This window comes from Starkeya sp. ORNL1 (assembly GCF_012971745.1).
GTDB lineage: Bacteria > Pseudomonadota > Alphaproteobacteria > Rhizobiales > Xanthobacteraceae > Ancylobacter.
In genome coordinates this window covers 1,745,065-1,757,284 of record NZ_CP048834.1, presented here as the reverse complement: position 1 = coordinate 1,757,284, position 12,220 = coordinate 1,745,065, and the positions used below count along the sequence as shown (strand labels likewise).

16 protein-coding genes are annotated in these 12,220 nt (G+C 63.5%); 13 read left to right on the top strand and 3 right to left on the bottom strand.

Translation table 11 applies throughout. The annotated features are described in order from the left end of the window. Positions 1 to 178 precede the first annotated feature (178 nt). The 8 genes from G3545_RS08500 (at position 179) to G3545_RS08465 (ending at position 6,238) form a co-directional block, all read left to right on the top strand. The gene (locus G3545_RS08500; RefSeq protein WP_170011604.1) at positions 179 to 607 is read left to right on the top strand and encodes a hypothetical protein; all 429 of its coding nucleotides are present in this window, start codon (positions 179 to 181) and stop codon (positions 605 to 607) included. 437 nt (positions 608 to 1,044) lie between these two features. Continuing rightward, a complete protein-coding gene (locus G3545_RS08495; RefSeq protein ID WP_170011602.1) occupies positions 1,045 to 1,296 on the top strand; it encodes a hypothetical protein in 252 nt (83 codons plus the stop codon). 94 nt (positions 1,297 to 1,390) lie between these two features. Then, positions 1,391 to 1,642: a hypothetical protein gene (locus G3545_RS08490; protein ID WP_170011601.1), complete on the top strand. Its 252-nt coding sequence runs from the start codon at positions 1,391 to 1,393 to the stop codon at positions 1,640 to 1,642. Between the two features lie 925 nt (positions 1,643 to 2,567). Next, positions 2,568 to 3,251: a hypothetical protein gene (locus tag G3545_RS08485; protein WP_170011599.1), complete on the top strand. Its 684-nt coding sequence runs from the start codon at positions 2,568 to 2,570 to the stop codon at positions 3,249 to 3,251. A gap of 76 nt (positions 3,252 to 3,327) precedes the next feature. Then, a complete protein-coding gene (locus tag G3545_RS08480; protein ID WP_170011597.1) occupies positions 3,328 to 4,077 on the top strand; it encodes a hypothetical protein in 750 nt (249 codons plus the stop codon). 3 nt (positions 4,078 to 4,080) lie between these two features. Further along, entirely contained in the window at positions 4,081 to 4,842 is a 762-nt protein-coding gene (locus G3545_RS08475; protein WP_170011595.1) for a hypothetical protein, read from the top strand. A 529-nt stretch (positions 4,843 to 5,371) separates the two neighbouring features. Continuing rightward, positions 5,372 to 5,686, top strand: a complete 315-nt coding sequence (locus G3545_RS08470; protein ID WP_170011593.1) for a hypothetical protein — start codon at positions 5,372 to 5,374, stop codon at positions 5,684 to 5,686. Between the two features lie 69 nt (positions 5,687 to 5,755). After that, positions 5,756 to 6,238 (top strand): hypothetical protein, encoded by a 483-nt coding sequence (locus G3545_RS08465; RefSeq protein WP_170011592.1) that lies wholly within the window; start codon positions 5,756 to 5,758, stop codon positions 6,236 to 6,238. Positions 6,239 to 6,256: 18 nt separating this feature from the next. Here the strand turns inward: G3545_RS08465 and G3545_RS08460 are convergent, their stop codons facing one another. Continuing rightward, entirely contained in the window at positions 6,257 to 6,469 is a 213-nt protein-coding gene (locus G3545_RS08460; RefSeq protein WP_170011590.1) for a hypothetical protein, read from the bottom strand. A gap of 323 nt (positions 6,470 to 6,792) precedes the next feature. On the opposite strand from G3545_RS08460, the gene G3545_RS08455 reads away from it, so the two are divergent. Next, on the top strand, positions 6,793 to 7,095 hold the full coding sequence (locus G3545_RS08455; protein WP_170011588.1) for a hypothetical protein: 303 nt from the start codon (positions 6,793 to 6,795) through the stop codon (positions 7,093 to 7,095). Positions 7,096 to 7,301: 206 nt separating this feature from the next. Here the strand turns inward: G3545_RS08455 and G3545_RS08450 are convergent, their stop codons facing one another. Both G3545_RS08450 and G3545_RS08445 read right to left on the bottom strand, forming a co-directional pair. Further along, positions 7,302 to 7,715 carry a DUF4291 family protein gene (locus tag G3545_RS08450; protein ID WP_206151403.1) on the bottom strand — a complete coding sequence of 138 codons (414 nt, stop codon included), beginning with the start codon at positions 7,713 to 7,715 and terminating at the stop codon, positions 7,302 to 7,304. 105 nt (positions 7,716 to 7,820) lie between these two features. Further along, positions 7,821 to 8,633, bottom strand: a complete 813-nt coding sequence (locus G3545_RS08445; RefSeq protein WP_170011586.1) for a class I SAM-dependent methyltransferase — start codon at positions 8,631 to 8,633, stop codon at positions 7,821 to 7,823. 217 nt (positions 8,634 to 8,850) lie between these two features. On the opposite strand from G3545_RS08445, the gene G3545_RS08440 reads away from it, so the two are divergent. The 4 genes from G3545_RS08440 to G3545_RS08425 are packed head-to-tail and all read left to right on the top strand — an operon-like array spanning position 8,851 to position 12,177. After that, a complete protein-coding gene (locus tag G3545_RS08440; RefSeq protein WP_170011584.1) occupies positions 8,851 to 9,840 on the top strand; it encodes a hypothetical protein in 990 nt (329 codons plus the stop codon). Positions 9,841 to 9,848: 8 nt separating this feature from the next. Continuing rightward, positions 9,849 to 10,205 carry a hypothetical protein gene (locus tag G3545_RS08435; protein WP_170011582.1) on the top strand — a complete coding sequence of 119 codons (357 nt, stop codon included), beginning with the start codon at positions 9,849 to 9,851 and terminating at the stop codon, positions 10,203 to 10,205. Then, a complete protein-coding gene (locus G3545_RS08430; RefSeq protein WP_170008849.1) occupies positions 10,202 to 11,509 on the top strand; it encodes a hypothetical protein in 1,308 nt (435 codons plus the stop codon). Before G3545_RS08435 ends, G3545_RS08430 begins: the two co-directional genes overlap by 4 nt. Further along, entirely contained in the window at positions 11,509 to 12,177 is a 669-nt protein-coding gene (locus G3545_RS08425) for a hypothetical protein (protein ID WP_170011581.1), read from the top strand. Before G3545_RS08430 ends, G3545_RS08425 begins: the two co-directional genes overlap by 1 nt. Positions 12,178 to 12,220: the final 43 nt, after the last annotated feature.

Here is a 12,220-nt window from a genome sequence, read left to right as displayed (position 1 = left end):
GGCGGAGAGATCGATTGGCACGCGTCCTGAGGCAATTACGGCGCGAGAACTCGGAAGAGGAAAAGTAGGTGCTTATCGTATAAGGCGCGGGAAGGATGGCCTCGAGCGCGATATCGTCGCCCTCAACTCCTTGTCGCCTGACGAATATGCGATGGTTGTTGCCCATGAGATCGGGCACATGGTCGACGATCTGGCCGGCAAGTTCGTCCGTTTTGACAAGGGCATTCCTGTCAATGCCATCCCGCAGGCCGGCATCAAGGAAGAACTGAAACGGATCTATAACGACCTGAACAACCCGAAGAGGGAATACGGGAATCCAGCTGAGCCCACCCGTTACGGGCAGCCGATGAGGCCGGAACACGCCGGCTACAAGAACCTCGACGTGCCGCCCGAATATATGGCGGAAGCCATCCGGGCCTACATGACTGATCCAAACTACATCAAGACAGTGGCACCCAAGACTGCGGCGGCAATCCGCAAGGCGGTGAACAACAATCCGCGTCTTAACAGGGTCATCCAGTTCAATGCTGGCGGCGTGCCGATGCCGGGAGCGCCGATATCGGACGAGGAATTTCAGCAAGCCTATTGGGCCGGCAACGCAACCTAGCAGGATGTTGAAATAGGTTTTTTAGCCTCGCCGAGGAGGCAGAACCGGGACGGGCACAATGCGGGGCCGCTCTCGACGCCGGCAGATTTCGGGTATGATCCCCGTGATTTCGAGCATGAGTACTGGGCGGAGAGTTTCCGCGCCTATTTGCGAAATCCAAACGCGTTCAAGCAGGTGGCGCCGAACGTCGCGGCCGTGATCCGCGAATGGGTGAACGAGCATCCCGTTCTGGCAAAGTTCATTCAGTTCAACACGCTCGCGGGAGCGGCGCTTAGCCTGCCCGCAGCGCCGGACGATGCCCAAGCCGGCTGGGATGAGCGACCTTCGCCGCGATAGCAGCAGATGCCGGCGAGGGCCCTGGCGTCGTGCTGGATATGCGTGGGCGGCCTGCGCCTATATAGTCGCGCGAGCGAGGTATAGGAGGCCGCTGCGCACCCATGGTGGATGAACCGACGATGCCTGAACAGGACAGCGTGATCTGGCTGTACGAGGCCGGTCCGCCGAAAGCAAGGACGTTCGACGAGTGGTTCGCCGACTATCTGGCGGAGGCGCCGCTGCGTGCGCATCGGCGTGGCTTGTCGCAGGAACAGCGGGACCGCCTGGCGCGCGGTTTGTGGTACAGGCGCGAGCAGGTCCGCGCCGAGAAGAAGAGCGGCGAGGCGTGGCGGGGGCTGCGGCCGCGCATGTAGTCGCCTGACCTAGCGTTCTATTTGCGATGGTCCTGTTCAGCTGCGTTCACGCTTATAGTCCCGATATCGTTACGAAGGAGGTAGCTGCGCGCCAATGGTGGATGAGCCGACCAAACCCGATCTGGACAGCGTGATCTGGCTGCACGAGGCCGGTCCCCCGAAAGCAAGGACGTTCGACGAGTGGTTCGCCGACTATCTGGCGGAGGCTTCGCTGCGTGCCTATTACCGTAGCTTGCCGCAGGAGCAGCGGGACCGCCTGGCGCGCGGTTTTTGGTACAGGCGCGAGAAGGTTCGCGCCGAGAAGAAGAGCGGCGAGGCGTGGCGGGGGCTGCGACCGCGCATGTGATTTCGCTGTCTCTGGACGCAAACCTGTCTGGTGAACATCCCATGGTCGAGAACCCGACGAATCCGGAAACCTCACCCGCCACATGGAAGGACGCCCCCTCATCGCAGAGCACTTAGTCGGTCGAGGATTGGTGGGCGGAGATGACCGGCCCCCTCCGCCGGCGGAATATGCCGCAGTCACAGAGAGATCGATTGGCGAGGGGTCTGAGGCAGTTACGGCGAGAGCGCCGCAGCGAGGAAAAATAGGAGCATGCTCTATGTCGGGAACATGCTCCTGAGAGGCTGATCGACAATTCCCAGAACGACCGTCATCCCCGGCCTTGTGCCGGGGATCTCGATTCAAGGCAGCGCATCAGAGACCGAGATGGCCGGCACAAGGCCGGCCATGACGGGGGAAATGGACAGCTTCACCTGCCATCGTTGAATTTTCGGTCAGGCTCTGAGAGGCTGATCGACAATTTCCAAATAGCCCTCGTCCCCGGGCTTGACCCGGCGATCCAGCCGCGCCGCGTGTGCCCGGTCGAAGTCCAGGTTCCGGGTTGATTCCAGATCCTTCGAGGCTCGCGGGTGCGAGCGCCTCCCGATGAGGTCGCCATTATGACCGCTTCATCCGGAGCGGCCGACCCGCAATAGCAAAGCGGACCGTTATCCGGGGCCAAAGGCGACCTTTGATCGCCGCTTCTCAAGAGACGCCGGGGCGACAGCCTCGGCTCTCGCCGGGGATCTCGATTCCTGACAGCGCGTCAAAGGCCGAGATGGCCGGCACGAGGCCGGCCATGATGAGCGAAATGGCCTGGTTCACCTGCAGCGGCCGAATTGCGGATCAACCTCCACGGCGCTCAAGCCGAGTGAGCCGTCCGGCTCGGCGCAACATTTCACCACAACCGAAAACCCCTTCCACCCACCCTTGCAAACGAGGCAAGACGATGAGCTTTCTTTCCGGCCTTTTGGGCCTCGATGCCGGCAAGGCCACCCAGGCCGCGGCGAAGAAGAACCAGAACCTGCTGAACGGTCTCAATGACCGCGGCATGGGCTACATCAACCAGGGCGAGCAGCAGTCCGCCGGCTATCTCAACCAGGCGCTCGGCCAGTATTCGCCCTATAACCAGACCGGCCTTGCCGCCAACACCATGATGGCGAATGCACTCGGGCTGAACGGCGCGGCGGGCAACGCGGCGGCGACCAGCGCCTTCCAGGCGGCGCCGGGCTATCAGTTCAATCTGAACCAGCAGCTGCAGGCGACGCAGCGCGGCGCCGCGGCGGGCGGCATGCTGGCGAGCGGCAACCTGCTCACCGCCTTGCAGGACCGCGCCTCCGGCACCGCCAACCAGGCCTATGGCACCTGGCTGCAGAACCTGATCGGACAGAGCGGGCAGGGGCTGAGCGCCGCCAGCCAGACCGCGGGCGCGTACAACAACCTCGCCAATCTCTACCAGCAGACGGCGGGCCAGCGGGTCGATTTCGACAATTCGATCACGCACGGCCGCATGGGCGCCAACACCCAGTATGCGCAGGGCGGCGAGGCGAACGCGGCCGGCTACGCCAAGCTCGGCCAGACGCTGGGCACGCTCGCCGGCAAGGCGATCCCGTTCCCCGGCTTCGGCGGCTGATGGCGGCAGGGCGCTCAGCCCGCCGCCGGCACCACCGGCATTTCCATCCCAATCCTCGCAACCCCGGGTTCCGCACATGGCGACCTATGATTTCTCCCTGCCCTCCGTGACCATCCCCGCCCCGCAGGGCGGTCTCCTCTCCGGCTTTGCCGGAGAGATCGGCAACCGGCTCGATGACCGCAACGCCGCCAACGCCTATAATCCGCTGCTCGACAGCATCTATGGCGCCCGCCCGCCTGCGCCCGGCGGATACCTGGCCAGGCTGTTCGGCGGCACGCAGCCGGGGCCGACGGCTGGGGCGGTGCCCGGCGCGGGCGGCATCGGCTCCGACGCGGTCGCCTCTGCGCGCGCGAACGCCGCGCCGCAGGTTCAGGCCAATATCGCGCCGCCCAGCATGCCGCCACGCGCGGCGCTGGAGGCGCTGCTGGGCAATCAGCAGACGCGGGCTTTCGCCGGTAATTTGCTGGCGCGGTCGCTTGCCCTCAATGGGGGGCAGGGTTGGGGTGGGGCGTCCCCAGCGGGATATCCGCCCGCACCCGCGGCGGACGGCGCTGTCTATGGCGCGCGTGCGCCTGCCGGTGCACCGGGCGGCACTGCATCCGTGGCCAGTGCCTATCCGCCACCGCTGCCGTCGCCGAATCCGCTCCGTGGCACTGCGCAATACGCGCCCGGGAACCGGCAATATGGCACGGCGGCTGGCGGAGGCGGCGCCGGGCCGATGCCGGGCCGGCAATACAGCGCGGCCGATATCCCGGTCGGACAGATCATCGTCCAGAACGGCATGCGCTATCGCAAATATCCCGATGGCTCGGTGCGGAGTGTCTGACCCATGCCTTATGATCCGCGCCTTGGCTATGACCCCGATAGCGTAGCCGGCTATGAGGAGCTGCCGCCCATCTTTGTCACGCCCGATCCGGAGCGGGCCCCGCCGGCGGGGTGGCAGAGCCCGGCTGCCGGCATGTTCGACCCGAACCTGCCGTTCCAGCTCGAGGGCGGCACGGGCTACACACCGCAGCCGGCCGCGCCCGAACTGCGCGACTGGGCGTTCGCCAACGCGGCCTATCGCTCGCCGAATGCTGGCCAGGCAGGCGGCACAGCCAATAGGGGCTTCGGCGCGCCCATGGTGGCGCCATGGACCCCGGCGCCTGCGCCGGTGGCCCCCTTGAGCCACACGCCGCCGTCGTTCCAGGCTGAGATGCCGATCTCAGCGCGAACGGCCGGCCATTCTCGTGACGTGTGGGGAGTGCATCCTTCAATGGCCGCCAGCGAGAATACGAGGGCGGGGATGATGTCCCCGAACGAGATTTGGGCAGGGCAGGGTGCGAACAGCCGCGGTATCATCTTGACGGACGCCAGCGATACGGTATCTCAAGCGAAACTTGATTATCGGCCCGTTGCACTCGCCGGCAATGCAACTCCTTCAGGTGGGCGCCTCGCGCCTCCTGACGGAGGTTTATCGCCGCTGCATAACGAGATAAAGGCTATTGCATATAAGTATCCAGCTGCCGCCGATACGAACGAATGGACCGGCGTCGATGTTCTCAAATGGAAGATGCTCGGGTACAATATTCTTGATTTCAAGAGTCAATGAGTTCACGGCTATCGCAATGCTATCAAAGCGGCCTCCGCCCGGTTCGATCTACCTCCGGAACTGGTTGCAGGTGTTGCGTTCAACGAAGTGGGTGGAGCGCCGCCGATCCTTGACCATCTAGGATATATCGGTAGGCAGATGATCCATCCCCTGACGGGATATGGCAAGCCGCCGGATCAGACGTCTTTCGGCGATCTCAGCGTGCAGTTCAGAAGGGCTGTTGAATCGCTTGGTTACGATAAGAGTCGCGGTCTCAACGCCTCTCAGGGGCTAGAAATTATGAAGACCCTTGAGTATCCTCAGGAGAACATATTCCTAGCGGCGAAGCATCTGTCTGGTCTCCGTGATATAGATTATAAAGGAGTACCATCTTATAATCTCACAAGGAAGCAGATCGAAACTATTGGCGCTCGATATAATCGCGGACCCGGGCCGTCACTCGCCGCCATATGGCGAAACCTCGACTATGGCCGCGATATTACAAAACGATGGGATTTGCTGAGTAGCTTGCTACGCTAAGGAGTGAGACGTGCGACGCGGTGAAGTGGGGCTGGTATTTCTGCTTGTGGCGTTTCTGTCCTGGCTGTTGAGTATGATGGTGCAGCCACACGTCACTTGGGGAGATCCTCCACCTGTTCATGGAGGAGCCCGCGATTTCGTTCTATTATCTTCGGCAATCTCCCTCACATGCCTGCTGATATCAGTATATGCAGTGTATTGGAGAAGGATTGGTCGGTTTGGATGGAGGGATATTGTCTTCTTTGTCGCGCTGTTGTTTTTTGGCGGTACCGCGCTGGCGCGATTCATCTATGTGCAGTTCTTCGTGCTCGGGCAACTCGGCTGAGCCCGTGCTGGGTTCGACAACCTGCGCGCCTTGCTGTCAGCGACACCTGCGGATGCGCAGCTCGCCACCGTGCTCGGCAAGATCAGGACCGCGCTGGATGACGCGATGGAGCGCAATCTCCGCGTGATCGAGAAGGCGATCGTTCGCGGTGGGGAGGCTGCCGATGCGGGAACGATCTCGCATTCGAAGCTCTACAACGCCATGCATCCGGAAAGCGGCCCGCGCTTCGAGCGCTACACGGGCGATCCTTATGACGTGGCGAATGCGGCCGAGGTGATCCTGAAAGCTGCTCCGCCAGGCGACCATGGCTGGCGCTCGGTGACGACGAGTCTGGCGCCGGCTGCCATAGGTTTCGCAACTGGGAGAAGTGCAGGTGGGCTTGGTGGCGCGCTCGCCGGCGCGGCGGCAGGGGCCATGACGCCGTCGCTGATCGGGCAGGCCCTTCTGTCCCCGATTGGTCGCGCCTACCTTCGTAATCAGCTTTGGGCGAACCGGAACGCCCTGACACCGGCGCAGAAGGCCTTCATGTTGACGCTGTTCGCCAATCCGTGACGCCAGCACGGCAAGTCTTCACTTCGGCCAATATCGCAAGATATCCGACCACATCCATTGTGGGTGCAGGTAATTCGTATAACTAAAGAAAAGTAGAGCCTGCGCGAATATGCGCCACACCAGCAGTTTCATGCCGCCCATGATTATTCTGTTTTGCTCATCGAGCTTCATGATGATCTTTTCAAGAAGCTCGGTGTTTCTCTGATTTTCGTCCAAACTGCCGCGTTCCATGATCCCTGAGCGTCCGCCGCTAATGTGCCTCGATTCCCATCCTACCAACGGCAGAGGGAGTGTCGAGGTTGCCCGCCGGGCTATGCGGTTAGTTCCTGTCGAACCAGGGTACCCAGACGCCGACGCAAAGGGCTTCATGCAGCTTTTTTCGCCGGCCAATGAAAGTTAGGCAAAGCAGGAGGCGGAGATTATTGTCGCGCAATATAACCGCGCGATCCGATCCGTCGCTCGCTGCGATACAGCGAAATCTCGACTACGGTCAGGACATTACGAAGCGATGGGGGTGGCTGGGCGATTTGCTGCGTTGATAAAGGGAGGCCTGTTTGTTGAATTGGAAGTTAGGCTCGGTGTCGCTGAGTATCGCGATCCTATTCTGGCTGGCGAGCATGGTGGTCCAGCCATATACCACGTGGGGAGATCCCCCGAAGATTCGCACGGCTGCATCCAATGGTATTGTCGGGGTTGCGGTCATCTGCCTCGTATTCTTGCTGATATCGTCGTTGGTGTATTGGAAAAGGGAGAATCGGCGCGGCTGGAAAGCAATCGTTTTTGCGCTGGCGCTGCTGTTCTTCGGCGGCACTGCTTTGGCGAGGTTCGTCTATGTCAGGTTCTACGTTCTTGGCTGAGCCAGGCAGCGCCTGCGCCATGGACTAGAATATCTTGTCCGCAACAAGCGTATCGTTGATGAGATATGGTCTTTCCTCCGGAAGCAGAGAATAGCTTTCGCTCAGTCGGCGCTCCTGCACAAATGAATGTAGGACATGCGCCAAGGGCGTGATGTCGGTAATATTCCTGATCCATTCCTCAATATAAAGCTGAACGGCCTCGCCGCTCAGGCCGATCTGGATCGCACGATGAGCTGAGGCTGCAGGTCGAGATCGCGCTCGGGATCCCATTGAATCCTCACCGGTGATCTCGCCTTGAGCGCCGACCACTCCGCCGCGCTCATCGACGGATCGGGATGGCTCCGGCAACTGTGCTCCAGCGCCCACTCGAAACCTGCGCGGCTGATGTCGATCGCCAGTATTCGACCTTGACCCGCATCCTTGTAGCCCCATCCGGCACGATACATCATCCAGAGGAAGGACGGCTTGATCCAGGTCATCCGATCGATCTTGAACGGCGGCGAGACGAAGGTGCCGCTGGCCAGCGCCGCGTCGGCGATCTCGTCGCCATAGGCCTGATACACGCGGATGGTGTGCTCGTCATAGACGGCCCGAATCTGGTGCTGTGGAATGTCGATCATGGCGCGGCATTTTCAGGACACCGGACGCGAACGCAAGACGAGGCAGCGATGCCGCGGTGGTTCGTATGCGTCAAATTTTATGCTCTTGGCCGAGCTGGGCAGAACCTAGGCCATCGCCGCGATTACGTGTGCCTGAATCTTGGCAGCGACCTCGCCATTGCCATGTCGGTCTGCGATCGCGGATGCGGCATAGTCGGTTGCAGCTTTCAGTTTTCCCGCGTCCCTGGCCTCGATTTCGTTGCGAAGCAGCGTGCCCTGGCAATAGGCGACGGCGGCAAGGCGCGGCGAAGATGCACGGCTTTGTTCGGCCCTCGTCTCGATCGCCACACGGGAGAAACCTGCGTCCTCCAACTCGCTGCGGATCAATGCCGTATCGTGGTAGCCGTGCGGTGTGCGTGCCAGAAAGCGCGGCGGATCGTTCGGAAAAATCCTTGCGAGAGCATTCGTTACATCATCCGCGAATACATTCTCTTCGATGCGATCCCACACGTTGAATAGAAAATGTCCGCCGAGTTTCAGGACTCGCCTTGCTTCGCGGTAGGCAGACGGGCGGTCGGGAAAGAACATCGCGCCGAACTGGCAACACACGAGATCGAATGCCGCATTTTCGAACGGGAGCGCCAAGGCATCCGCCTGACGCCATTCGATGCGACTGTCGGGAGCTTGTCGCGAAGCGGCGTAGTCGAGCATCGGCTGGTTGAGGTCGGTTACGATATAGCTCGCGCCGGGGGACAGTTTTGGCGCCAATGCGCGGGTAACAACCCCGGTGCCCGCGGCGATTTCCAAAACGGCGCTTGGCGCCAAGGACGCTGCTCGCTGTGCAAGATCTGCGGCGAACGGCTCGAAAATCAACGGGACCATATAGCGGTCGTAGTTTTCCGGAATCGAGCCAGCGAACATCTTGTCAGTTTCCAACATTGCTATCACCCGCGTCCGTTTGATGGCCCGCGAGACTAGCAAATAATTGTCCGCCTTGGGTCCGGTTTCGACCGAGAGGCGTCCAACGGCATGGCCGGCCGTGCCGGCGGCAGCTCAGCGGAATCGATCCGCGCCCTGATCCTTCAACGCCGCATCATCATCCGCAGCAAACCCGCAAGGCCTCGCGAAAGCGGGGCTTTTTTATGGAGCCTTCCGCATGGCCGGACTTTGGCAGCTTTCCCTCACCCAGCGCGTCGACGCCAATGGGCGCCCATTCCCCGGCGCCAAGGCGTTCTTCTATGCCGCGGAGACCAGCGATCCGCTCACCGTCTATGCCGAGTATTCGCTGGCGACGCCGCTGCCCAATCCGGTGATCGCCGACGGCAACGGCATGTTTCCGCCGGTGTATCTCGATGACGGCGCCAGCCACTTCTACCGGGTGCGGGCCACCGATGCCGACGGCGTCTCGCTGCTCGACCTCACCACGCTGCCGATCCTCGGCATTGGCGGCGGGGAGGGCGGGGGCGAGCCGTCCGAGCCGGTGGAGGGCACCGCACTGTTCAGCACCGGCGACATCAAGCTCCGCTATGACAGCTCCGAGATCAGCGGCTGGCGCATCTGCAACGGCAGGACCATCGGCTCCGCCACGTCCGGCGCCAGCTACGCCAATGACGACGCGCAGGCGCTGTTCGAATTCCTGTGGAACGAGGATGCCTCGCTCGCCATCATCGGCGGGCGCGGCGCCAACCCGGCGGCGGACTGGGCGGCAAACAAGCGCCTGACGCTGCCGGACTATCGCGGCTATGCGCTGGTGGGCTGCGACGGCATGGGCAACACCGCGGCGAACCGCGTGGCGGCGCTGGTCAATCTCGGCGACCGGACGGGCGCGGCGACGATCGCGCTGACCGAGGCGCAGTTGCCCAGCGTGTCCAAGACCGTGACATCCACATCGGCGGGCCTTCACGGTCATCCCGCCTTCACCAGCAGCAGCACCGGCGGCTCCGCGAACACGGCCGGCGGCCTGATGCTGAACGGCGCCACCACCAGCGTGCTGCCGGCCTACACCGGCACGGCGGATGCCACGCCCGGCCACCAGATCGGCGGCGCCGGGGCACACACCCATGACAGCACCGTCACGTTCGGTTCGGGGAGCGCGCACGACAACGTGCAGCCCTCCGCCGGCATCACCGTATACATCAAGCTCTGAGGCGCGCCATGTGGACCGGAAATCTTCCCCCGGCAAGTAATCGCGAGGCCTGGAGCGAGACCGTCTCCTATCGGCCGACTGATGCCAGCCCCGCCCCAGTACCGGACGAGATCGTGGTGGCGATCGCCGCGCCCAAAGCCTTCCCCGGCGCGCCGGCCGGCTCCTGCCTGCTCGCCAAGAGGCTGAGCGCCGGCGAAATCGTCAATGACGCGGCGGCGGCCAGCTTCACCTTCGTGTTCTCCGCCGAGGAGATGCGCCGGCTGCGGCCGGGCTCGCACAGCGTCGGCATGGTGCTGACGCTCGCCGGCGCGCCGGTGCAGCTCTTCACCGGCTCCATCGAAATCCTGGACGGGATCATCCCATGATGCTCATGCCTTTGACCAACCGCCCGCTCTTGAAGATGGGCCTGGTGCCCGGCGCCGCCGCCGCTGCCGCCGGCGTGTTGCTGGCGCGGGCAAGCGCGGATGCGGCGGCGGCTTCCGCCATCGCCGCCCAGCAGGCTGCCGACAGCATCGGCGTCGGCCCGCCCGGCCCTTTCGGCCCGCAAGGGCCCGTCGGCCCGGAGGGGCCGGAAGGCCCAAAAGGCCCGGCCGGCCCGAGCGGCACCGGCACCGGCGACATGCTGGCTTCGCTCTATGATCCGCAGGGCATCGTCGCCAATGCCTTCGCCCGCGCCAACCACACCGGCACCCAGGCGATCGCCACGGTGAGCGGGCTGCAAAGCGCGCTGGACGCCAAGGCGCCCGCCGCCAATCCGGTGTTCACCGGCAGCGTGACGCTGGGCGGCGATCCCTCCGCCGCGCTGCACGCCGCCACACGGCAATATGTCGACGGCATCGCCGCCAATCTCGGCAAGCGCTCGCGGGTGCGGGCGGCGACCACCGCCAACATCACTATTGCCAGTGCCCTGAACAATGGCGACGCGCTCGACGGCGTGACGCTGGCCACCGGCGACCTGGTGCTGGTGAAGGACCAGACCACGGGCGCGCAGAACGGCGTCTATGTGGTGGGCGCCACGCCGGTGCGCGCCAGCGAGTTCGACAGCTGGGACGAGTTCCCCGGCTCGCTGGTCGCGGTGGCGGAAGGCGCGCTGAACCAGGACACGCTGTGGCTCTGCACCTCCAACGCCGGCGGCGTGCTGGGCACCACTGCGCTGGTGTTCGCCAAGCTGAACCTCGCCGGCACGCTGCTGGCGGCGAACAACCTTTCCGACCTCGCCAATGCCGCCACCGCGTTTGCCGCCATCAAGCAGGCGGCGACGACGGCGGCGAGCGGCGTAGTGCAACTCGCCGACGGCGCCGCCTATCGCGCGCTCACCGCCGGCCGCGCCATCACCACCGATGCGGTGGCGGCGGGGCTTGCCGAAGCGAGCCTGACGGATGCGGCGACGATTGCCTGGGACCTCGCGGCGGGCATCGATTTCACCGTGACGCTCGCCGGCAACCGCACGCTCGGCAACCCGACCAACACCGTGGTGGGCAAGCGCGGACGCATCCGCGTGGTGCAGGACGCCACCGGCGGGCGCACTCTGGCAAAATCCGGCAACTGCAAGACTGCGGGCGGGGTAACGCTGGCGCTCTCCACCGCCGCGGGTGCGGTGGACTACATCGACTATGACGTGGTCTCGGCGACCAATATCCGCCTGTCTCTGTCGAAGGGGTGGTCGTGATGCTGCCGGGGTTCGCGGGTTCACAGATGATGGCGGCGGCGGGGGTGGTGGGCCTTTCCTTCATCGAGGGTGCGAACAGTTTTGCGGCTCCAGGTGGCACGATAGCAGTGCCCGCGTCGGCGCTGGCTGGTGATCTCTGTGTCTTCATCCAGCGCTCGCAACTCAGCAGCACCACGGCGCCGGCGGCGACCATACCCTCGGGATTCACATTGGCGGGCACTACATCCGCATCGTCCAGTCCGGCGCAACGCGCTACGATCAGCCATAAGGTGCTCGTTTCCGGTGATCTCGGAACCACTCTGAGTGGCGTGACGTCTGGGCAGACGGCCTCGACAACGGTTCTTCTCTTCAGGCCCGCTTGGCCGATTGCCGGCGTCACGGCTGTTTCCGTCAACGGTCAAGGTGCGGGCTCTCTGCCCGCCACGCAGACGATCAGCATATCCGGCCAGACGCCGCCCATTGTCGCCATCGCGCACGCAGGATCTTCCAGTAGTGGAACCCTGCTCGGTGGGTCGATCACGGCAACGGGTACGCGGCAAGTCGGGTCTTCCGATCGTCAGGATGTCTGGTTCCAGATGTTCAACACGGCTCCCGTCAATCTGACGGCAAGCATGAACGATGGCGGCACCAATGTGCTGCAGTCGTTGGGGCTGGTTGTCGCATTCTAGACGTCGATGCTTGCCTCGCGCTGGCCAGCGGGGCACGAATACC

Bases quoted from the DNA above. Each gene is read 5' to 3' on its own strand.
- G3545_RS08450 (WP_206151403.1), bottom strand. From the start codon at position 7,715: ATGATCGACATTCCACAGCACCAGATTCGGGCCGTCTATGACGAGCAC.
- G3545_RS08425 (WP_170011581.1), top strand. From the start codon at position 11,509: ATGCTGCCGGGGTTCGCGGGTTCACAGATGATGGCGGCGGCGGGGGTG.
- G3545_RS08500 (WP_170011604.1), top strand. From the start codon at position 179: ATGGTCGACGATCTGGCCGGCAAGTTCGTCCGTTTTGACAAGGGCATT.
- G3545_RS08495 (WP_170011602.1), top strand. From the start codon at position 1,045: ATGGTGGATGAACCGACGATGCCTGAACAGGACAGCGTGATCTGGCTG.
- G3545_RS08490 (WP_170011601.1), top strand. From the start codon at position 1,391: ATGGTGGATGAGCCGACCAAACCCGATCTGGACAGCGTGATCTGGCTG.
- G3545_RS08440 (WP_170011584.1), top strand. From the start codon at position 8,851: ATGGCCGGACTTTGGCAGCTTTCCCTCACCCAGCGCGTCGACGCCAAT.
- G3545_RS08480 (WP_170011597.1), top strand. From the start codon at position 3,328: ATGGCGACCTATGATTTCTCCCTGCCCTCCGTGACCATCCCCGCCCCG.
- G3545_RS08435 (WP_170011582.1), top strand. From the start codon at position 9,849: ATGTGGACCGGAAATCTTCCCCCGGCAAGTAATCGCGAGGCCTGGAGC.
- G3545_RS08485 (WP_170011599.1), top strand. From the start codon at position 2,568: ATGAGCTTTCTTTCCGGCCTTTTGGGCCTCGATGCCGGCAAGGCCACC.
- G3545_RS08475 (WP_170011595.1), top strand. From the start codon at position 4,081: ATGCCTTATGATCCGCGCCTTGGCTATGACCCCGATAGCGTAGCCGGC.
- G3545_RS08460 (WP_170011590.1), bottom strand. From the start codon at position 6,469: ATGGAACGCGGCAGTTTGGACGAAAATCAGAGAAACACCGAGCTTCTT.
- G3545_RS08430 (WP_170008849.1), top strand. From the start codon at position 10,202: ATGATGCTCATGCCTTTGACCAACCGCCCGCTCTTGAAGATGGGCCTG.
- G3545_RS08445 (WP_170011586.1), bottom strand. From the start codon at position 8,633: ATGTTGGAAACTGACAAGATGTTCGCTGGCTCGATTCCGGAAAACTAC.